General features: G+C 38.5%; 20 protein-coding genes. 15 read left to right on the forward strand and 5 right to left on the reverse strand.

From position 1 onward, the window contains the following. Positions 1-60 precede the first annotated feature (60 nt). The 3 genes from pyc to NSS70_RS09145 all read left to right on the forward strand — a co-directional run bounded on the left by pyc (position 61) and on the right by NSS70_RS09145 (position 7885). Positions 61-3504 (forward strand): pyruvate carboxylase, encoded by a 3444-nt coding sequence (gene pyc / locus NSS70_RS09135; RefSeq protein WP_063389662.1) that lies wholly within the window; start codon positions 61-63, stop codon positions 3502-3504. 444 nt (positions 3505-3948) lie between these two features. Further along, positions 3949-7554 (forward strand): dynamin family protein, encoded by a 3606-nt coding sequence (locus tag NSS70_RS09140; protein ID WP_340881342.1) that lies wholly within the window; start codon positions 3949-3951, stop codon positions 7552-7554. Positions 7555-7618: 64 nt separating this feature from the next. Next, entirely contained in the window at positions 7619-7885 is a 267-nt protein-coding gene (locus tag NSS70_RS09145) for a YpbS family protein (RefSeq protein ID WP_340881344.1), read from the forward strand. A 305-nt stretch (positions 7886-8190) separates the two neighbouring features. Here NSS70_RS09145 and NSS70_RS09150 read toward each other — a convergent pair whose 3' ends face one another. After that, the gene (locus tag NSS70_RS09150; RefSeq protein ID WP_340882599.1) at positions 8191-8358 is read right to left on the reverse strand and encodes a hypothetical protein; all 168 of its coding nucleotides are present in this window, start codon (positions 8356-8358) and stop codon (positions 8191-8193) included. Next, entirely contained in the window at positions 8336-8755 is a 420-nt protein-coding gene (locus tag NSS70_RS09155) for a reverse transcriptase-like protein (protein WP_063389665.1), read from the reverse strand. Before NSS70_RS09155 ends, NSS70_RS09150 begins: the two co-directional genes overlap by 23 nt. A 353-nt stretch (positions 8756-9108) precedes the next feature. Between NSS70_RS09155 and NSS70_RS09160 the strand changes: the two genes are divergently transcribed. After that, positions 9109-9327, forward strand: a complete 219-nt coding sequence (locus NSS70_RS09160; RefSeq protein ID WP_157728045.1) for a zinc-finger domain-containing protein — start codon at positions 9109-9111, stop codon at positions 9325-9327. Positions 9328-9397: 70 nt separating this feature from the next. Here the strand turns inward: NSS70_RS09160 and cspD are convergent, their stop codons facing one another. The 3 genes from cspD to metA all read right to left on the reverse strand — a co-directional run bounded on the left by cspD (position 9398) and on the right by metA (position 12088). Further along, on the reverse strand, positions 9398-9601 hold the full coding sequence (gene cspD / locus NSS70_RS09165) for a cold-shock protein CspD (RefSeq protein WP_063389667.1): 204 nt from the start codon (positions 9599-9601) through the stop codon (positions 9398-9400). A 378-nt stretch (positions 9602-9979) separates the two neighbouring features. After that, entirely contained in the window at positions 9980-11119 is a 1140-nt protein-coding gene (locus tag NSS70_RS09170) for a diglucosyl diacylglycerol synthase (protein WP_063389668.1), read from the reverse strand. A 60-nt stretch (positions 11120-11179) separates the two neighbouring features. Beyond that, positions 11180-12088 (reverse strand): homoserine O-acetyltransferase MetA, encoded by a 909-nt coding sequence (gene metA / locus NSS70_RS09175; protein WP_063389669.1) that lies wholly within the window; start codon positions 12086-12088, stop codon positions 11180-11182. 181 nt (positions 12089-12269) lie between these two features. Here metA and NSS70_RS09180 point away from each other — a divergent pair, with 181 nt between their 5' ends. From NSS70_RS09180 to NSS70_RS09230, 11 genes are all read left to right on the forward strand, one after another. Next, positions 12270-12743 (forward strand): glutathione peroxidase, encoded by a 474-nt coding sequence (locus NSS70_RS09180; RefSeq protein WP_063389670.1) that lies wholly within the window; start codon positions 12270-12272, stop codon positions 12741-12743. Positions 12744-12840: 97 nt separating this feature from the next. After that, on the forward strand, positions 12841-13965 hold the full coding sequence (locus NSS70_RS09185) for a conserved virulence factor C family protein (protein WP_066250259.1): 1125 nt from the start codon (positions 12841-12843) through the stop codon (positions 13963-13965). Positions 13966-14024: 59 nt separating this feature from the next. Then, entirely contained in the window at positions 14025-14459 is a 435-nt protein-coding gene (locus NSS70_RS09190) for a BrxA/BrxB family bacilliredoxin (protein ID WP_063389672.1), read from the forward strand. 373 nt (positions 14460-14832) lie between these two features. Next, positions 14833-15414, forward strand: a complete 582-nt coding sequence (locus tag NSS70_RS09195; RefSeq protein WP_066250261.1) for a YpjP family protein — start codon at positions 14833-14835, stop codon at positions 15412-15414. Positions 15415-15429: 15 nt separating this feature from the next. Then, on the forward strand, positions 15430-15945 hold the full coding sequence (locus NSS70_RS09200) for a phosphatidylglycerophosphatase A family protein (protein ID WP_063389674.1): 516 nt from the start codon (positions 15430-15432) through the stop codon (positions 15943-15945). A 207-nt stretch (positions 15946-16152) separates the two neighbouring features. Then, on the forward strand, positions 16153-16947 hold the full coding sequence (locus NSS70_RS09205) for a thymidylate synthase (RefSeq protein WP_063389675.1): 795 nt from the start codon (positions 16153-16155) through the stop codon (positions 16945-16947). Further along, positions 16944-17435, forward strand: coding sequence for a dihydrofolate reductase (locus NSS70_RS09210; protein ID WP_340881346.1), 492 nt, complete (start codon positions 16944-16946; stop codon positions 17433-17435). The genes NSS70_RS09205 and NSS70_RS09210 overlap by 4 nt, the downstream gene beginning before the upstream one ends. A gap of 269 nt (positions 17436-17704) precedes the next feature. Further along, entirely contained in the window at positions 17705-18973 is a 1269-nt protein-coding gene (gene ilvA / locus NSS70_RS09215; protein ID WP_063389677.1) for a threonine ammonia-lyase IlvA, read from the forward strand. 87 nt (positions 18974-19060) lie between these two features. Beyond that, positions 19061-19312 (forward strand): DUF2535 family protein, encoded by a 252-nt coding sequence (locus NSS70_RS09220; protein ID WP_063389678.1) that lies wholly within the window; start codon positions 19061-19063, stop codon positions 19310-19312. A gap of 213 nt (positions 19313-19525) precedes the next feature. Further along, positions 19526-20374 (forward strand): DegV family protein, encoded by an 849-nt coding sequence (locus NSS70_RS09225; protein WP_340881348.1) that lies wholly within the window; start codon positions 19526-19528, stop codon positions 20372-20374. 107 nt (positions 20375-20481) lie between these two features. Beyond that, entirely contained in the window at positions 20482-21054 is a 573-nt protein-coding gene (locus NSS70_RS09230; protein ID WP_094245660.1) for an SCO family protein, read from the forward strand. Positions 21055-21074 lie beyond the last annotated feature (20 nt).

A 21074-nucleotide genomic window follows, 5' to 3' on the forward strand; every position in this document is an offset into this window, starting at 1 on the left:
CATATGCTGCTCTAGTTTTATTTTCTTGAAAATCTAATATACACTGCAAGGGGGATTTATATGACGAACAGAAAAATTGAAAAAATCTTAGTAGCAAACCGTGGAGAAATCGCGATTCGGGTATTTCGAGCTTGCAATGAATTGAATATCCGAACCGTTGCAATTTATTCCAGGGAAGATTCAGGTTCTTATCATCGATATAAAGCAGATGAAGCTTATTTAGTTGGCGAAGGAAAAAAACCGATCGAAGCATATCTAGATATTGACGGTATCATTGAAATTGCAAAAGCTCATGACGTGGATGCTATTCATCCCGGATACGGTTTTTTATCTGAAAATATCGAATTTGCTAGAAAATGCGAAGAAGCCGGAATCATTTTTATCGGCCCTAGAACAGAGCACTTAGATATGTTTGGCGATAAAGTGAAAGCTAGACATCAGGCGGAAAAGGCCGGAATTCCAGTCATTCCAGGCAGCAACGGTCCAGTCAAAAGCTTGGATGAAGTGATTCAGTTTGGTGAAGAATACGGGTATCCGTTTATCATTAAAGCTGCTCTTGGCGGCGGAGGCCGGGGAATGCGCATAGTCCGTTCAAAGGCTGGAGTAAAGGATTCTTATGAACGAGCTAAATCGGAAGCAAAAGCAGCATTCGGCAGCGACGAAGTGTATGTAGAAAAGCTGATCGAAAATCCGAAGCATATTGAAGTGCAAATCATTGGTGACCACGATGGAAACATTGTTCATCTTTATGAGAGGGACTGTTCTGTTCAACGTCGTCATCAAAAAGTCGTGGAAGTTGCTCCAAGCGTTTCTTTAAAGCAGGAATTAAGGGATAAAATTTGCGAAGCGGCTGTACGGTTAATGAAAAATGTCAACTATGTCAATGCAGGTACGGTGGAATTTTTAGTTTCCGGCGATGACTTTTATTTCATCGAAGTAAATCCGCGCGTTCAAGTAGAACATACGATAACTGAAATGATTACGGGGATAGATATCGTTCAAACACAAATTCTTGTGGCAGAAGGCCACTCAATTCACAGCCCGGAAGTTGGAATTCCAAGACAGGAAGACATTAAAACATGGGGATATGCTATTCAAGCAAGGGTGACGACGGAAGATCCGCTGAACAATTTCATGCCGGACACTGGAAAAATTATGGCGTATCGTTCCGGAGGCGGCTTTGGCGTTCGATTGGATACCGGAAACAGCTTCCAAGGAGCTGTTATTACACCTTATTATGATTCATTGCTTGTAAAAGTATCGACATGGGCGCTATCGTTTGAGCAAGCTGCCAGAAAAATGATTCGAAATTTAAGAGAATTTCGAGTTCGCGGAATAAAAACAAATATTCCTTTTTTGGAAAATGTCATTAAACATGAGAAATTTTTATCTGGAGAATATGATACGTCCTTTATTGATTCATCACCTGAGCTGTTCGTTTTCCCGAAACAACGAGATCGGGGAACAAAAATGCTCACATATATCGGGAATGTGACGGTGAACGGTTTTCCAGGCATCGGGAAAAAGAAAAAACCGGTATTTGATGAGCCACCAATTCCGCACGTAAAATTATCGGAGCCTATTCCAGAAGGAACGAAACAAATTTTAGAGAAAGAAGGAGTCGACGGCCTTGTTAAATGGGTAAAAGAACAAAAACAAGTGCTGTTGACGGATACGACTTTCCGAGATGCTCATCAATCATTGCTGGCAACTCGCGTGCGCACAAATGACATTAAAAAGATTGCTGAACCTACTGCGAGATTGCTTCCAAACCTGTTTTCGCTTGAGATGTGGGGAGGAGCAACGTTTGATGTTGCCTATCGCTTTTTAAAAGAAGATCCGTGGGAAAGACTTCAAATTGTCAGAAAGCATGTGCCAAACTTGCTTCTGCAAATGCTTTTGCGCGCATCGAATGCTGTCGGATATAAAAACTATCCAGATAATGTAATTAAAGAATTTGTCGAAAGATCAGCGGAAGCAGGCATTGATGTGTTCAGAATCTTTGACAGCTTAAACTGGGTAAAAGGGATGACCCTTGCCATCGATGCCGTCCGAAAAACCGGAAAAATTGCCGAAGCAGCCATCTGTTATACAGGGGATATTCTCGATCCAACAAGAAGAAAATATGATTTGAATTATTACAAACAGATGGCAAAAGAATTGGAAGCATCAGGTGCACAAATTTTAGGCATTAAAGATATGGCAGGACTGTTGAAGCCACAGGCGGCATATGAGCTTATTTCAGTGTTAAAAGAAACGGTCGATCTGCCAATTCATTTGCATACACATGATACGAGCGGAAACGGCATTTACACATATGCCAAAGCGATCGAAGCAGGGGTCGATATTATAGATACGGCGTTGAGCTCAATGGCCGGTTTAACTTCTCAGCCAAGTGCCAATTCTTTATATTATGCGCTTGAAGGTTCGGAAAGAAGACCGAATGTTAACATTCAATCATTGGAAAAGCTGTCTCAATATTGGGAAGAAGTGCGCAAATATTATCAAGACTTTGAGAGCGGCATGAAAGCTCCTCATTCAGAAGTTTATGTACATGAAATGCCTGGCGGACAATACAGCAATTTGCAGCAGCAGGCGAAGGCTGTAGGTTTGGGTGACCGCTGGGAGGAAGTGAAAGAAATGTACAGCCGCGTCAACCAAATGTTTGGCGATATTGTTAAAGTAACTCCGTCATCAAAAGTTGTTGGTGACATGGCGCTCTTTATGGTTCAGAACAATTTAACGGAAGAAGACGTATATGAGCGTGGAGAATCGCTTGACTTCCCAGATTCAGTCATTGAATTTTTTGCCGGATATCTCGGCCAGCCGTACGGAGGCTTTCCGAAAGAGCTCCAGCGCGTGATTTTAAAAGGCCGTGAGCCGATTACAGTTAGACCTGGGGAGCTATTGGAGCCGGTTAATTTCCAAGCATTAAAAGAAGAGCTGGAGCAGCTGCTCCATCGTGAGCCGACGCCTTACGAGACGATTGCTTATGCACTGTATCCAAAAGTGTTCACGGAATATTTGAAAACATATGAACAATATGGAAACATTTCTGTTTTAGATACACCGACATTCTTCTACGGAATGCGTTTAGGCGAAGAAATTGAAGTGGAAATAGAAAAAGGAAAAACGCTGATTGTGAAGCTAGTTTCCATTGGCCAACCGCAGCCTGATGGAACGCGGATCGTGTACTTTGAATTAAACGGCCAGCCGCGTGAGGTTGTCATTAAAGACGAGAGCATCAAATCAACTGTTCAGCAAAGAGTCAAAGCAGATCCGCAAAACCCTGAACATATTGGAGCGTCTATGCCTGGAACAGTAATTAAAGTCTTGGTAGAAAAAGGCGAAAAAGTAAATAAGGGCGATCATTTAATGATCACTGAATCAATGAAAATGGAAACGACTGTTCAAGCTCCATTTGCAGGTGTTATTAAAGATATTTATGTGAAGAGCGGAGAAGCTATTCAAACAGGTGATTTGTTAATCGAAATCACTAAATAATAAATTTTGTGCCAGCCATTTTTGGCTGGTTTTTTTATGTAAAATTTTAAAATTTAAAACTTCGTTTCGAAAAAACTATTGAAAATGATTTTCACTCATGTTATTCTTTAATTAATGATGAAAATCATTCTCAAGAAAGGCTGTGACGACATGACAATGCTTTTTGTCGGTAGTACGGTTTTGATTTATAGCATTTTAATCGGATATGTTTTGAAGCGAGTCGATTCAAATTCATAAATAAATTTTTCATATATTACATAGCGGGGATTGGCAAAAAACCGTCAATCTCTTTTTTATGGGAAAACTGAGCTTTTTAACAGTCGCTTGGGAGGAAGCGAAGCGGGTTTTTTCTTGATCCAGGCTCCTGAAAATAATTTTTTTGCCTTCATTTACGGGCAATATGGTAAAATCAACATGAGGAATTGACGAAAAGGAGCCTGAGGTATGGGAAATGTAGTTGAGCAAGAACAAATCAGCAGCTTGATTCAAATATTTGAAAAGCTTCCTAAAGAAGTCAAAGCTTCCTATAAACAAAAATGGAAAGAATTAATTGAAAAAGAGATGCAGGATCAAATCCAAATTGCATTTATGGGCCATTTTTCGGCAGGAAAATCATCGCTGTTAAACAAGCTTGCAAACGGAACCATTTTGCCTTCGAGTCCGCTTCCGACCAGCTCCAATATCGTCATGCTGGCGAAAGGCGAACGTTTGACCCGTGTGCATCTGTTTAATGGCAAAATGTATGAATCGAAAGACGATTTGGATAATGAGCTGATCAGCAAGCTGTGCAAACAAGAAAATGAAATTGAAAAAGTATTTATTCAACGGCCTTATTTTACGATTCGTGAACATCTGATTTTAACAGATTCGCCGGGAATTGATTCGACGGATGACGATCATCGCAAAAGAACAGAATCGGCGCTCCATTTAGCGGATTACATCGTATATGTGACGGATTATCATCACGTTCAGTCGGAGCTGAATTTTTCTTTCTTGTCAAAGCTGAGGGGGATGAATAAACCGATCATCGTCATCATCAACCAAATTGATAAGCATCAAGAAGATGAAATCCCTTTTTCAACGTTTAAAACAAACATTGAAGCCTCGCTGACAGCTATCGGAATTGAAAAGGAAAATATTTATTATACGACAACGAAATCGCCTGAGCATCCTTTAAACGAATTTAAGCAGTTAGAGGAGCGGTTAAATGGGCTAGTCGATAATAAAAAGCATTTAGTGCGAAAAAATGTATTGGAGCAGGCAAAAATTTTGCTTCAACAAATGAAGGAGGATTTGTCTAAAGAGAAAGCGGAGAGTCTTCATCTCTCATTGGATGAATGGAATCAGCTTGATCAGCTGCTTCAAAACAGCCAGCAAAAATTGTCGGAAATAGAACAGAAGCTCAAACTGATAGATGAAGACATTAAACAGTTTGAAGCAGCATTTGATCAAGAACTTGATGGTTTGTTGAGAAACGCCAATCTTATGCCTTATGATACAAGGGAAAAAGCGGCAAAATTAATTGAAACCCAGAAAAAAGATTTTAAAGTTGGTTTGTTTTTCTCAAAAAAGAAAACAGAAGAGGCAAAACGAAATGCACTTATTCAATTTTATGAAGAGCTGGCCAAAAATGTGGAATCGCAAATTGTATGGCACATCATCAATATGGCGAAAAAATATTATGAAAAGCATCATATCGACCAACCTTCTCTTTTACAGCAAATACTAAGCTTTTCGATCGAATTTGATGAAAATATGCTGCTTGACGTGATCAAACCAGGGGCTGAATTAAATGGTCAATATGTGCTCCAGTATGGGAAAGATGTTTCAAATGCTGTACAGCAATTGTGCAAACGAGAAGCTCAAAGCTTGCGCGATCACATGATCAAAGCGTTACACAAGATGAATCAAACAGAAAGAGAACGGATGAAACAGGAGCGGGAACAGCTTACAGTCAAACTGATGCAAATGTCTAAAGCGATTGATGAGAAAGAACAATTTATGAATGAGTTTAAACAGCTTTCCGACATATTAAATGGTCAAGGAACTGTTGACAATATCGATATCGAGCGATGGAAAGCCGAACATCTGCAAAAACAAATCATGGAATGGAATTCTCTTCAATTCCTTATTTCGAATGAAAAGCAAAGAAAAGATAAAAAAATAGAGAAAAAAGAAACCGAACGAAAACATGAAGCGGCGAAGAAAGATCAAATGATAAATAAGCTGCAAAAAGGGATTGAAATTTTAAATGAGACTGGGCTGGAGCATTCAGCCAACCGCTTAAAAGAAAAACTTTCTCAAATTGAGAACCGCTCCTTTCAAATTGCAATTTTTGGCGCGTTTAGTGCAGGAAAATCGAGCTTTTTAAATGCCTTGATTGGTGAAAAAATTTTCCCTTCCTCGCCAACTCCAACAACCGCTGTTATCAATAAATTAACCGGTGTTAAAGATGGCAAAAAACACGGGGATGTGGAAGTAGTCTTTAAAAATGAGCAGCAAATTTTAGAAGAAATTAATGAATTGCTAGCACCGCTTTCTCTTAAGGCAGAGAGATTTTCCGGTTTGCGCGAAGCGATGCTTCAAGCAATGAAACGAACGGAAGATGAAATGGTTCAACGAAGGCTGAACACCTTTTTAGAAGGAATCTCATTTTATGAAAAAGAAGATCAAAAAGTGAAATGGATCAAGGCAGATGAGCTTGAGTCATTTGTTGCAAAAGAAGAACGGTCATGTATGATTCAGGATGTAACGATTTATTATGATTGTGATCTGACTAGAAAAGGGATTACTCTTGTTGATACTCCAGGTGCGAGTTCATTTCACGGCCGGCATACAGAACTTGCTTTCCAATATATAAAACATGCGGATGCCATTATCTTTTTAACTTACTACAACCATCCATTTTCAAAAGGAGATCAGCAGTTTTTGGATCAGCTTGGTCTTGTAAAGGACGCCTTTACGTTAGATAAAATGTTTTTTATCATCAATGCAATTGATTTGGCGGAACATGATCAAGATGCAGAAGATGTTCGAAATTATGTCGAGCAAATGTTATTGTCCCATTCAATCCGAGAGCCGAAGCTTTTTCAAGTTTCAAGCTTACAGGCATTGGAAAAGAAAAAGATTTCAAAGGTTCGAGACGAGTTTCCGCATTTTCTCAAGTCGTTTGAACATTTTATCCATCATGAATTGATGACCGTTTTAATTCAAGCAGCTGAACATGAATTTCAACAGGCGGTCTCAGAACTTTCAGATATGATCAAGCTTTTGGAGCTTGATGAAAGCGAACGCGATCAGAAAATTCGCGAATTGAAGGATCAGCTCAATCGCATGCAGGAATTAATTCGTACGCAATCAGTTGACGAATACGTTATAACATTCCAGCAGGAAACGGAAGAATTGAACTATTACGTAAAACAGCGGCTTCTTCATAAACTTCCGGAGCTGTTTAAAGAGGCGTATCATCCTGGCAAATTTACAAACAGCACAAAGGGAGAAGCAGCCATTTTAATGGATTGTTTTAACGAAATGATAGAAGGACTGAATATTCAGCTCCAGCAGGAAATGAACGCTACAACACTTCGTATTGAAAATTATTTAAACGGAATATTGCAAAAAATCAATCAGAACCTTTCCGACATGGTTGCTAAACAATGTGTAGCAGTTCCGTTTTCAAATATAGAAGAGATTCAATGGGAAGAAATCCGGATCCAAGTTTCCGTTTTCCCTTACATTCAATTTGATGTTTCAAAAGCACATAAAGTGTTCCGAAATACGAAATCATTTTTCGAGCAGAACGAAAAGCAAAAGCTGTATGATATTCTAGAACAGAATTTGAAAGATACGATTGACATGTCGGTGAGAGCTTTTGAAGAGCATCTGGCACGCCATTACGAAGCATTATTGAAAAAGGAAATCGAACAGCTGAAGGAAAAAATGATTCAAGAAGGGGAACAATTTATTCAAGCTAGATTAAAAACGTTGACAGCTCCAAATGATGTACAATGGATGAAAGAAAAATTCAATGAATTAACATCGCTTTCATAAAGAGGGGCAGAAGCTCCTCTCTTCCTTTGAAAGAGCTCGAACTTAAAAATTAGGGGGAAAAAAGATGGCAGAAGTACATAAAGAGATAACAAAGCATTCAAACCGCCAGCACGAGATCGTGAAAAGGTTTTTGCATCTAGAAGAAAAACGGGAGCAGGCAATCGATGAAGCTGTAATGCTTTGCGAAAAGGGGCTTCATTTTTCCGTGCAAACGATTAACGAAATTACAAAAGAAATGAATGAGCTGGCCAGAACAACCGGAATCGTTCCGCAGCGAAAATACGTAACGAAAGAAATGGTAAAAGAATATGTAAGTCGGAAGCAAAGCTGAAAGGAACTGGATGACCCAGTTCCTCATAAAATTTATGGAAGAGTCTTTATTTTCTGGATGCTAACAGAACGTGCAAAATGGTTTGTGGAAATGTTTTTTGCCGGGAGAAGCCGCAAAAACCAAGCTCATCCCTCTGATCAAAAAGCGGATGATCTCATGGGGCCCCGCTCTTGATGGAACGCTCATAAACGTTGTTAGTTTATTGTGTTCTAATACATTAAAGGTCACGGTGAATGTTCACAAACGTTGTTAGTTTATCGCGCTAATACATTAAGGTCCCGCTGAACGCTCCGAACGTTGTTAGTTTATTGCGTGCTAATACAATAAAGGGTTCCAATGAAAGACCAGAACGTTGTTAGTTCTTCTTCAATAATATGAGTTAACACATAAAGCCCTCCGAACGATAAAAAATGCTGTTTCCAAATATAAGCAACGCAAAAAAACTTAAAATCAGCCGCTTGTTGTTCCTTCATGATCAATCCCTTTTTGAAGCTGCAATGCTTTTTTGGCTAATTCATCAGCCGTTTTGTTTTGCTTTTCGGGAATCCATTTAATAAAAAACAAATCCAATTGATCGATGAGCTTTAATGCTTCTTGAAGATGGCTGTTATAGCGTTGATTTTTTGCATAACGTTTAAGCACTGCTTGCTCCACTGCCTGTGAATCGGTTCTGAAAGAGACGATCTTATATCCTTTTTCAAGGCAGATCATAAGTCCTTTGACTAATGCAGCAAATTCAGCTTCATGATTATCCATGACGCCAAGGGGGAAAAAATATTTTTCTTGAATGTTCGTTCCTTTTATATAAATACCGGCGCCGGAAAGTCCGGGATTTCCTTTTGCCGCACCATCTATGTAGACTTCTACCAATCAATTTCACTCCCTTAGAGGAATTTTTTTAAAAATGAAGAATATAACATGTCATCAAGATCATGATAAGGATGAAAAAAGCTTAAAATAGATGTGAGGAGCTTTTGATCTTATTAAGTAAAACATCTATTTGACTGCCTTTTTCTTTTCAAAAAAATCGATGTGATTATACCATACAATTCGATCAATGTCTGTAAAAACCCTTTTGAGTGAATCGGTTGCAAGGTTGAACAGAATATGGTATAAAAAATTAGTCTCTTCAATTGAGAATGCGAAAGATACATTTTCGAGAAAGTACAATCTCTTTTTGTGAAACAGCATAATGATAAATAAAAAACAGTGGAGATGGAATGATGAAAGATCGTGCGGCTATATTTGAAAAAGTGACTGAATTAATGGATGAATATTGCGTAAATTGTTTTTTAAAAGCTCATTTTCGAAAAGAATACGGAAAAACATATGCCCATTCATTTTGTATTAATAAATGCACGGTGGGACAGCAAATTAAAGAGCTGGGGAAAAATTTGAGGGGGACACGTAAGCGCGGCGATCGAAAATTCAGTAATAAATAAAAATTCCGAAAATAAAAAATAAAAAGAGGCAAAAGCCTCTTTTTATATTTGAAGATCAAATGATCATCGATTATAATTTTACAACGTTCGCTGCTTGTGGTCCACGATTTCCTTGGACAATTTCAAAAGATACCGCTTGACCTTCTTCTAAGGTTTTGAAACCTTCGCCTTGAATTGCAGTGAAGTGGACAAAAACATCGTCTCCGCCTTCAACTTCAATAAAACCATAACCTTTTTCATTGTTAAACCATTTTACTTTACCATTTTGTTGCATATTTCGATTTCCTCCTAATACTTTCCGCACAAAGCCGTGCTTAAAAAATTTTTTATCATTTAACAGGAATATAATGCAACAAGCAAGGTCTCAAAACCTTAGGCTGCCTATATTCAGCTAAATGATATATCTACTATACACTAACCAATTATTGAAAGTCAAGTTTATTCCAATGATTCGAATTTTTGTCAAAACGCTAAGGTGGAAATTGATTGGGAATAAATCAGCTTAATTGCCGGCTACATGACAAGGATGCTTTCACCGTGAAAATCGGTGCTGTTTTCTCGCAAAAAAAAGCATTTTCCAGGTAATACGAGGAAGTTAATATGATAAAGCGACATCATTTTATAAAAAAACGAATGTCTTATTGACACTCGTTTATGAAATATGTTCATGAATATATTTAGACATTCGTTCACTTTCTAACTTTATGTCGTCTAAAATGGTGTCCACAGCGTTTGGATGGTACAGTTGAAAAATATTTTTACGCATCCGTTTTAATTTATCAGGTGAATGCAATAATTTGTTCACCTCATCAATCATATCAGATACATTGTTGACGATGACCGCAGCGCCGTGTTTTGCAAAGAATTCCGCGTTTTCTTTTTCCTGCCCAGGAACCGGGTTGTATAAAACGAGAGGAACCGAAAGGGAAGAAGCTTCTGTTAACGTAATTCCTCCGGGTTTTGTAATCAACAAGGAAGCAATTCGAAACAGCTCGTCCACTCTTTCGACGTAACCCAAAACTTTCAATTGATCTCTGCTTGCTTTAGCAAGAGGGGCTAAGCGGTCTTTGAGCGCATGATTGTTTCCGCATACAACAACGGTTTGGACGTTTTCTGAATAGCGCATCGCTTCGCAAATTTCTTTCACATTTTTTAAGACGCCGTGAGCACCTGCCATAATAAGCAAAATATGTTTGTTCTCACTTAATCCATATTTGCGGTACAACGGTTCTATCTCAATATTTTCTTCAAATCGGCTGCGTATAGGAATTCCGGTAACTTTTACGTCTTTTTCGTCGATCCCTAAGCTGAGAAGTTTTTCTTTTACATCTTCACATGCAACATAATATTTATCTATGTTTTGATGCACCCAAATTTTATGTAAACAAAAATCTGTCATGACATTAAAGGTCGGAATCACGTGACCGGTGCGTCTCCGGTATTCGGGTACGACGATCATTGGAAACGTATTGATGATGATATCGGGTTTTTCAGCAGCAATCACTTGTTCGAGTTTTTTTCTGCCCATTGTGTAATAAACATTCATGACTCGTTTATTGTACATTTTATCTACACCATAATAAAACAAACGGTAAAACTGTTTTCCAAACGAAAAGCTCTTTAAATACAGGTATTTTGTGAATTCAGTAATGAGTGGATGAGACTCTTGATATAGATCGCAAACGATGACGTCCATACCCCGTTCCATACATCGCTTTTCCAGCGTCTTTGCCACTTGAATATGCCCGTTTCCGTACTTTGCTGTCAAGATCAAAATTTTCTGCTTATTCATAAACGATTTCATCACCTCAATTTCAGAACGTCGTATTTTAATCCGACCAGGTTGCTATTATTATTCCCAAATATAAGGAGTTTCTTGATATACATAATAGTTAAGCCAGTTGACAAACAGCAAATTCGCATGTGACCGCCAGCGATTGTAAGGCGATTTCGTCGGGTCGTCATTAGGGAAATAATTTTTTGGGATTTCGATGTCAAGTCCTCTCGCCAAATCTCGTTCATATTCATCTCTTAATGTTGTTGCATCATATTCAGGATGTCCGGTTAAAAAAATAAATCTCCCGTCTTTCGAAGAAATAAGACATACACCCGCTTCATCCGAATAAGACAAAATCTCTAAATCTTTTTGTTTTTTCACTTCTTCCACATCGATGTCCGTATGGCGAGAATGAGGAACGTAATAGATTTCATCGAAACCTCTTAACAGCTTGACGGAAGGATCTGATATTTTATGTTCAAAAACGCCGAAGCATTTTTTCGGCAGCATATATTTATCGATGCCGTAATGATAGAATAGGCCTGCTTGAGCACCCCAACAAATATGCAAAGTAGATGTCACATTTTCTTTCGTCCATTCAAAAATGTTTGTCAACTCTTCCCAATAATTAACAGCATTAAAAGGCATTTTTTCAACAGGAGCCCCTGTTACAATCAACCCGTCGAATTTTCGATGCTTGACTTGATCAAACGTTGTATAAAATTGTTCTAAATGCTGCTTTGCCGTTGTTTTTGGCGTATGGGTTTTCGGACGCAAAAACGTGATATTAACTTGAAGCGGAGAATTTCCTAAAAGTCTGAGAAGCTGGGTCTCCGTTTTTTCTTTTTCTGGCATTAAATTTAAAATGGCAATATTTAATGGGCGGATATCCTGAGTGTAAGCCCTTTTTTCATCCATCACGAAAATGTTTTCCTTCTCCAATATTTCTTTTGCCGGCAAATTTGCTGGTATATTAATTGGCATGTATGTGCACCTCCGGAATGTAATCGAAAAACAAAAAAATGAATCATGTGCAGAGCGAAACAGAACATGATCAGACTAAGTTTTGCTAATATTATAGATAGTTTAAAATGATATTTCAATTTTAGATTTGTTATTATTATGACTGTAATGTAAAATCAACGTAAATGGAGGGGGAGGCGTGATGACTGTTTATGACTTTGATGTAAAAACCGCAGATGGGCAAACAATATCACTATTACAGTATAAAGGAAATGTCATGCTCATTGTCAATACTGCAAGTTATTGCGGCTTTACGGAGCAATACAAAGATTTGCAAAATTTATATGAAACATACAAAGAAAAAGGATTTGTCGTACTGGCGTTTCCGTGTAATCAGTTTGGCAATCAGGAGCCGGGAACGGACGAAGAAATCCAAACATTTTGTGAAAATTATGGTGTGACATTTCCCGTCTTTTCAAAAATTGATGTGAGAGGCCCGAATGCCCATCCTTTATTTGTGTACTTGACCGAACAAATTCCAGGCGTGTTTGGAACAAAGATGATTAAATGGAATTTTACAAAATTTTTGATCGACCGCGACGGCAATCCGGTAGAGCGATTTGTTCCGCAAACAAATCCGAAAGACATCGCTCCTTATATCGAAAAGCTTTTGTAAATTCTCCATTATTTCACTGCAAGTGCTTTTGGAAAGAATTTTGCAGACTGGCATGTTAAAATGGAACTAGCTAAGAGGAAGTAGGGAGTGACATCTTGTGAACATTAAGTCGATTGAACCTACCCCAAGCCCTAATACGATGAAAGTAATTCTCGACCAAGAGCTTCCGGCAGGTAAAAGGAACAATTATAAAAAAGAAAATGCTCATGAAGCACCAAAGGAAATCCAATCCATTTTAGCAATTGAAGGGGTGAAAGGGGTTTATCATGTTGCAGATTTTATGGCCATTGAACGAAACAGCAAATATCATTGGCAGGATATTTTATCAGAAGTAAGAAGCATTTTCGGCGAGCAGGTTGAAGATAACAGCCAGGACGCCTATTCTCCTGAAGAAGGATATGGCGAAGTAAAAGTGTTTATTCAAATGTTTCACGGTCTGCCGATGCAAGTAAAGCTGACAGACGGACATGAGGAGCGCCGCTACGGGCTGCCTGAACGCTTCCGAAACATGATCATGGAAGTTCAAAAGCATGCGAACAACGTTGTTTTAGAAAGGGAATGGAAGGAGCATGGCGTCCGCTACGGAGATTTGGATGCAATCGGCCAGGAGGTTGTCGATGAAATATCAGCAGCCTATCCGGATGACAGGCTGGAACGCATAAAAAATAGAATCATTCATCAAAAGGATGAAAAGGAAACGTTTAAGCGATTCAGCTACAAAGTAACGGTTGACATGCTTGATGATCCTGATTGGCAAAAGCGGTTTGCCCATTTGGAGCAAATGGATCCAACGCTTGAAGATTTAGATGTGCTGGAAAAAGCGTTGAATGATGAGAAAGCATCGATACGAAGACTTGCAACGGTCTATTTAGGAATGCTCGAAGATCCGGCTGTCCTTCCTTTGCTCTATAAAGCGTTAAAAGATAAAAGCGTTACTGTTAGAAGAACAGCAGGTGATGCGCTATCCGACATCGGGGACAAAGCGGCTATTCCTGAAATGGCGAAAGCATTGAAGGACAAAAGTAAACTTGTTCGTTGGCGAGCAGCCATGTTTTTGTACGAAGTAGGAGATGAATCTGTTTTAAAGGAACTGAAGGAAGCGGAAGACGATCCAGAATTTGAAGTGAAAATGCAAATAAAAATGGCAATAGAAAGGATCGAAAAAGGAGAAGAAGCAAAAGGATCCGTTTGGAAGCAAATGACCGAAAGCCGGCAAAAGTAGCATATTTCTGTTTCATAAACGAATAATGTTAAATATAGTAAAAATTAGGGGGATTGAAAATGTCAATGGCTTATGAAGAGTATATGCGTCAGCTCGTTCAACCGATGAGAGATGAGTTGACAAATGCCGGATTCCGCGAATTAGTTACACCTGAAGAGGTGGATCAATTTATGGAATCAGCGGAAGGGACAACGCTCGTCTTTGTGAATTCCGTTTGCGGCTGCGCAGCGGGACTTGCAAGACCAGCGGCAACACAAGCTTTAGTAAGAAGCGAAAAAACTCCTGACCATCTCGTAACAGTTTTTGCGGGTCAAGATCGGGAAGCGACGGCAAAAATGAGGGAGTATTTTATCGGTTATGAACCGTCGTCGCCGTCAATGGCTCTTTTAAAAGGAAAAGAAGTTGTCCATTTTATCCCAAGACATGACATTGAAGGCAATACGCTGGAAGGAGTTATGGAAAATCTTCTTCAAGCATTTGAAAAGCATTGCTAATAATATTCAGCTTCTTAAAAGTAAAAGAGCTCATGGTCTTCCATGAGCTTTTAGTCTGTAAGTTCCATTACAATTAAATATGCAAGTGTAATAAAGCTACCTATTATGAACATTGCATCATACATATGTACTTTCCTCCAATCAACTAGAAAAAATTTTGCAGGATGAGTTGAACGGTCATTTTCTGCCGGTTTCCCAAATTGTCGGCTTCCGATCTGCTGCCTCCAACTTCTGATTTTTATTTTACCCTTTTTTCTCGTTTTTTTGAACCCATTTCTTTTCAGTCAAAAAACTCTATCAAATATCTATTTTGATTAAAATATGATAGAATGATAGTATCGTTTGTTCATTTGGCGGAAAGGATGTTGGGAACTTGAAAAATTGGATTCGAAAATCGCTTGTCGTTTTATTTACACTCGCAACATTCGGGCTTGTAGCGCCTCCGTCCGCCTTAACCGTCAATAAACAGGCTCCTGACGCAAACTATGCACCGGAGGCCGAAGAGAAAAAACTATTACTGCATCGTGATTCACAAGATCAGTCAGCAATAGAACAGCCAAACATTGTCGATCAATTTTTGTTTGAAGCGGAAAAACAATCATTTGAAAAATTCGGCAAAAAAATCAGCGGTGTGATAGAAGATGAGTTTCGCAACTTAGTTTTGCCGCAAATGGAAGAAGTGATCAAAACCTTCTTGGCAACGGAGAAGGAAAAATTTGCAGATTTGGCTATATCCCAAAAACCTGCGAATGGAAAAGGAGAAAAAATTTTTCACATTTATGATCGTACGAGCGGAAAAGACTTGATACGATTTCATGTTCGCGTCGATCATCCGCCAAAACAGGGCTATTGGTTTGATTTTCATTACCATACATACCATGACCACTTTCAAACCCATTATGCATTGGGGAAAATTTATTGGGACACAAACACACCTCCAAATTGGATGCAGTAAAGGAAGTGATTGAATATGGCGTATTCACTTGAAAAGCTCCAAAAAAAAGCGATTGAATTGTTGGAAGATCGGGGAGTAACATTAAAAGACATTGGACAAATCGTGTTGGAGCTGCAAAAAAAATACATTCCCGATCTGTCTCTTGAAGAATGCACATACCATGTTGAAAAGATTTTAAGAAAACGAGAAATCATTCATGCTGTCTTGACAGGAATTGCTTTAGACAAGCTTGCGGAACAAAAATTGCTTCCTGAACCGCTTCAGCAAATTATCGAATCAGATGAACCGCTATATGGAATTGATGAAATTTTATCGTTATCGATTGTAAATGTTTATGGGTCAATTGGATTTACGAATTATGGCTATTTAGACAAAGAAAAATTTGGAATCATCAAAGAGCTGAACAATAGCCATGACGGGAAAGTCAATACATTTTTAGACGATATCGTGGCAGCCATTGCTGCAAGTGCAGCTAGCCGCATTGCTCATAATAACGAAGATGTAAATGATAAGCTGGAAGAGATAAAATAATTTCAGAAAGTGTGCAGCGGGAAATAATTGGCGATTCGCCAATTTTTCCATTTTTAAAGATGGAGATTGCAAAAATAAGCTGCATGAGACGGCTTTTTCGATCCGGATTTTGAAAAAATTTTTTCGTTTGACAAACGGTTTAATAGCAATGAGAGAACGAGCCGATTGTAAACTAAAGTAACATTTCAACTAAAGGATGTGTCATCAATGGAACAATACTTAAATTTATGCAGACATGTGCTTGAGCACGGGGTTAAAAAACAGGATCGGACGGGGACAGGAACCATCAGCACATTTGGATATCAAATGCGTTTTGATTTGGCTAAAGGGTTTCCTCTTGTTACGACGAAAAAAATTCATCTAAAATCGGTCATTTATGAGCTGTTATGGTTTTTAAAAGGTGATACAAACGTAAAATATTTACAAGAACACGGCGTCCGAATTTGGAACGAATGGGCAGATGAGAACGGCGACTTGGGCCCCATTTACGGCTACCAATGGCGTTCGTGGACAGGTGCAGACGGAAATACCATCGACCAAATCTCAAATGTAATTGAACAAATTAAAACGAATCCACATTCACGGCGATTGATTGTAAGTGCTTGGAACGTCGCTGATTTAGATAAAATGGCCCTCCCGCCGTGTCATGCGTTTTTCCAATTTTATGTTGCGGAAGGAAAGCTTTCGTGTCAGCTTTATCAACGATCAGCAGACCTTTTTTTAGGTGTGCCGTTCAATATTGCTTCCTATGCGCTTTTAACGATGATGATTGCTCAAGTTTGCGACTTGGAGCCCGGGGAGTTTATCCATACATTCGGCGATGTTCATATTTATAACAACCATATTGAGCAAGTAAAATTGCAGCTGACGAGGGAGCCGCGGCCTCTTCCGACAATGAAATTGAATAAAGAGGTAAAATCCATTTTTGATTTTACTTATGAAGATTTCACGCTGGAAGGGTATGATCCTCATCCTCACATTAAAGGTGAGGTGAGTGTATGATTTCCTTTTTGTTTGCGATGGATGAAAACCGGCTGATCGGAAAGGACAATAAGCTTCCTTGGCATCTTCCGAATGATTTAAAATATTTTAAAGAAACAACGATGAACAAAAAGATCGTCATGGGCCGTAAAACCTTTGAATCGATTGGACGGCCCCTTCCCGGAAGAGAAACGATTGTGTTAACAAAGAATGAAAAGTTTTCTTCTGAAGGCTGTCTCGTTTTTCATTCGATAAATGAATTTTTGCAATTTGCCCAAAACAATAAGGAAGAAGAAATTTTTGTAATTGGCGGAGCGAAGATTTTTGAAGCGCTGCTTCCGTTTGCCGATCGACTCTATGTAACAGAAATTGAGGGGGAGTTTGAAGGCGACACATATTTTCCAAAAATTGATTTTTCTGAATGGAAGCTTATTTCCCAAAAAGATGGAGTAGTTGATGAAAAAAATGTTTATCCGCACCGCTTCCTTGTGTACGAGCGAAATAAATAAGAACGGTCTGAGTCAATTTGAAGTCAAGGAAGCATTGCTTCTTTTGCCGGTTTCTAAAGGACATTAAAAAAGGCGCTTAAGCGTCTTTTTTAGTTGTGCCATATCTTGCAAGTAATACATATAAGAATCATATAATTTCACATGTAAAATTGGATTCAATCGGTCAAAAAAGCCGATTTCTAAATAAAAACAATAGATGTAATTTTATTTTTATTTGAATCGTGTTATAATTTAAAAATTAAGAAATTGTTTAAGGGCAGGGATGTACGATGACGAATTTGACAAAAGTTGAAGCATTCGTCCAAGTAGAAGATATATTAAAAGCGCATCAATCATTAAAGGATGTTGTGACACATACTCCATTGGAATTTAACCAAAGATTATCTGAAAAATATGGTTGCCGGGTATACTTGAAAAGGGAAGATTTGCAAGTTGTACGCTCTTTTAAAATAAGAGGAGCTTACAACAAAATGAAACATTTGACTCCTGAGGAAACGAAAAATGGGGTTGTCTGTGCAAGTGCTGGAAATCATGCGCAAGGAGTCGCATTTTCGTGCAGAGCGTTAAAAGTGCATGGAAAAATTTTTATGCCTTCCACAACTCCAAAACAAAAAATATCTCAGGTGGAATTGCACGGAAGAGAGTACATTGAAATTGTGTTGACAGGCGATACATTTGATGATGCGTATAAAAAAGCGCTTGAATGCGCCGAAAAAGAAAACCGTACGTTCATCCATCCGTTTGACGATAAAGATGTCATTGCGGGCCAAGGCACCATTGCTGTTGAAATTTTAAATGACAGCGATGAGCCAATTGATTTTTTGTTTGCTGCTATCGGCGGCGGAGGGTTAATGTCTGGCATCGGCACATACTTTCAAAGCGTATCGCCGGAAACAAAATTAATCGGCACGGAACCTTCCGGCGCACCAGCTATGGCGAAATCACTCGAAAAAGGCGAAGTAGTCGAACTGGATGAAATTGAAAAATTTGTGGATGGAGCGGCGGTCCAGCGGGTAGGAAATCAGACATTTTCCATTTGCCGGACAATTTTGGACGATCTTTTACTTGTGCCGGAAGGAAAAATTTGTACAACGATCTTGAACTTATATAATGAAAATGCAATTGTAGCAGAACCAGCAGGTGCGCTTCCAATCGCAGCGCTTGATTTTTACAAAGATCAAATAAAAGGAAAAAATGTCGTTTGCATTCTTAGCGGAGGCAATAACGATATTGAGCGCATGCAGGAAATTAAGGAGAGATCCTTAATTTATGAAGGCTTGCAGCATTATTTTATCGTTAATTTTCCGCAGCGTGCGGGTGCTTTACGTGAATTTTTAGATGAGGTATTAGGTCCGACGGATGATATCACTCGCTTTGAATACACGAAGAAAAATAATAAAGACAGCGGTCCTGCGCTTGTCGGCATCGAAGTCAAGCATCGGGAAGATTATCGCGGATTAGTCGAAAGAATGAAAAAGAAAGGTTTTCCTTTTACAGAGGTTAACAAGGACAGCAACTTATTCAATTTGTTAATTTAAAATATTTTTGTATATGACAAATTTTTGCAAAATTCGCTCCTATTTTGTTGTATAATAGAAGAAACGGGTAAAAAGAGGATTGATACTTTGCTATTTAAAAGCCTAGAGTTCAAACTTGAAAATGGACAGAAGGTGAAGATTGTTGAAATCCCAGTATTGGAGGAGGATAACTCTTACCGTTTCATGTTAAATATTCATTTGCAGCTTTTTATAGCGAACATTTGCAAAGAATCAAAGCCAAAAAGCCTTTATAATTTTCGAAGCTATTTGAAGCATGCTTTAAAGTGGAAAGATTATGAATCAATTTTTCAAGACAACCGATTAAAACATAACGCTTAAAGAAATATCCCTTGCAGATATTTGATTATCGGCAAGGGCTTTTTATTTTTTTAAGCGTTTTGGAGAAGAAGGAGAGATCTGCGAAATTGACCGTTTTTGAATTTTTAAGTTTCAAAATATGTTAGGACGGGTAAAGATTAGAGACTGTTTCTTTTCTTTTGATCAGAAACGTGATAAGGTTGAAATATTATTGTTTGATAGGAAGTGAATATATTGACACAAAAGGTAAGGATCGTTACCGATTCAACAGCAGATTTAGATAAAAATATTTTGGAGGAATACAATATTGAAGTTGTTCCGTTAACTTATACATTGAATGGTGTATCTTATACGGACAGCATTGATTTTGAACCAGCGGAATTTATTGAAAAAATGATGGAATCAGCAGAAATACCGAAAAGTTCTCAGCCTTCTCCGGTCCATTTTAAGGAAGTGTATGATCGCCTTCATGCAGAAGGTTTTCAAGTGCTATCCATTCATATGTCCGGTAAACTGAGCGGAACAGTGCGCGCCGCACAGCAGGGGGCAAGCCTGACCGAGGGAGAAGTTACGATCATAGATTCCAACTATATATCTAGCGCTTTAGGTTTTCAAGTGATTGAAGCGGCAAAAATGGCAAAAAAGGGAGCAATGTTAGACAAAATAATCTCTCATATAGAACAAGTACGAAAAAACACTTTTCTTTATGTATCAGTAGACACTCTCGAGCATTTGGAAAAAGGGGGACGGATTGGAAAGGGAAAGGCTCTATTAGGATCGTTATTGAATATTAAACCGATCGCTTCTTTACAAGACGGGATCTTTACGCCAATCACAAAAGTTAGAAGTCATTCGCAAGTTGTTAAATTTTTTATGAAGCAATTGATTCAAGATATAAAAGATCGCGATTTGCTGAGGATTGGGGTGGCGCATGCCAATGCATTAGATTTGGCTCTGCGCTTAAAAGAGGAATTGTTGAAGATCACAACCGCCGATAAAATTGATATTTGCACAACGACACCAATCATTTCCATTCATACCGGCAAAGGAGCTTTAGGAGTTTCTTACTATGTGAAGCCATAAGTAAAAGCTAGTTTTTTGAATCTTTTATGAATCATTTTGGAATTTGTTTTCACTTGAATGAAAATTTGATACACTTTCGATGAGAATAGGTGAAAGGTGAATGATCGATGAAGAAGAAAATGTTCATTTCCTGTTTTCTGTTATTGATCTTTTTAACGGCTTGCAGCGGAAATAAAATAAAAGATCCGTTGAATTATAAAGTGGAAAATTTTGAATTTACGGATCAAAACGGACAGCCCTTTGCTTTAGCAGATTTAAAAGGGAAGGTTTGGGTAGCTGATTTTGTTTTTACAAGCTGTGAAACCGTTTGTCCGCCGATGACAGCCCATATGGCTCAATTGCAGGAAAAAGCGGAAAAAGAAGGTGTTGAAGTCGAGTTTGTATCATTCAGCGTTGATCCGGAAGTAGATACACCAGAGAAACTGAAACAATTTGCAAATCAATTTTCCGATTCTCTTGACAACTGGCATTTTTTAACCGGATACAGCCAAGAGACAATTGAAAACTTTGCAAAAAACAGTTTTAAAACGATCGTTCAAAAACCGGAAAGCGATGATCAGGTCATTCATGGAACGAGCTTTTATTTAGTGGATCAAAACGGAGTTGTTTTAAAAAGCTACAACGGTGTTGAAAATACGCCGTATGACGAAATTATCAACGATATAAAAGCTGTTCAATAAAGTTTAAAGTTGGCCTAAAG

The sequence above is a fragment of the Aeribacillus sp. FSL K6-2848 genome (genome assembly GCF_038004325.1).
GTDB classification, from domain to species: domain Bacteria; phylum Bacillota; class Bacilli; order Bacillales; family Aeribacillaceae; genus Aeribacillus; species Aeribacillus composti.

Excerpts from the sequence above, each read along its gene's own strand:
- NSS70_RS09140 (WP_340881342.1), top strand. The coding sequence starts at position 3,949 with ATGGGAAATGTAGTTGAGCAAGAACAAATCAGCAGCTTGATTCAAATA.
- cspD (WP_063389667.1), bottom strand. The coding sequence starts at position 9,601 with ATGCAACAAAATGGTAAAGTAAAATGGTTTAACAATGAAAAAGGTTAT.
- NSS70_RS09145 (WP_340881344.1), top strand. The coding sequence starts at position 7,619 with ATGGCAGAAGTACATAAAGAGATAACAAAGCATTCAAACCGCCAGCAC.
- NSS70_RS09160 (WP_157728045.1), top strand. The coding sequence starts at position 9,109 with ATGAAAGATCGTGCGGCTATATTTGAAAAAGTGACTGAATTAATGGAT.
- NSS70_RS09230 (WP_094245660.1), top strand. The coding sequence starts at position 20,482 with ATGAAGAAGAAAATGTTCATTTCCTGTTTTCTGTTATTGATCTTTTTA.
- pyc (WP_063389662.1), top strand. The coding sequence starts at position 61 with ATGACGAACAGAAAAATTGAAAAAATCTTAGTAGCAAACCGTGGAGAA.
- ilvA (WP_063389677.1), top strand. The coding sequence starts at position 17,705 with ATGACGAATTTGACAAAAGTTGAAGCATTCGTCCAAGTAGAAGATATA.
- NSS70_RS09170 (WP_063389668.1), bottom strand. The coding sequence starts at position 11,119 with ATGAATAAGCAGAAAATTTTGATCTTGACAGCAAAGTACGGAAACGGG.
- NSS70_RS09200 (WP_063389674.1), top strand. The coding sequence starts at position 15,430 with ATGGCGTATTCACTTGAAAAGCTCCAAAAAAAAGCGATTGAATTGTTG.
- NSS70_RS09150 (WP_340882599.1), bottom strand. The coding sequence starts at position 8,358 with ATGAAGGAACAACAAGCGGCTGATTTTAAGTTTTTTTGCGTTGCTTAT.
- NSS70_RS09180 (WP_063389670.1), top strand. The coding sequence starts at position 12,270 with ATGACTGTTTATGACTTTGATGTAAAAACCGCAGATGGGCAAACAATA.
- metA (WP_063389669.1), bottom strand. The coding sequence starts at position 12,088 with ATGCCAATTAATATACCAGCAAATTTGCCGGCAAAAGAAATATTGGAG.
- NSS70_RS09205 (WP_063389675.1), top strand. The coding sequence starts at position 16,153 with ATGGAACAATACTTAAATTTATGCAGACATGTGCTTGAGCACGGGGTT.
- NSS70_RS09210 (WP_340881346.1), top strand. The coding sequence starts at position 16,944 with ATGATTTCCTTTTTGTTTGCGATGGATGAAAACCGGCTGATCGGAAAG.
- NSS70_RS09190 (WP_063389672.1), top strand. The coding sequence starts at position 14,025 with ATGTCAATGGCTTATGAAGAGTATATGCGTCAGCTCGTTCAACCGATG.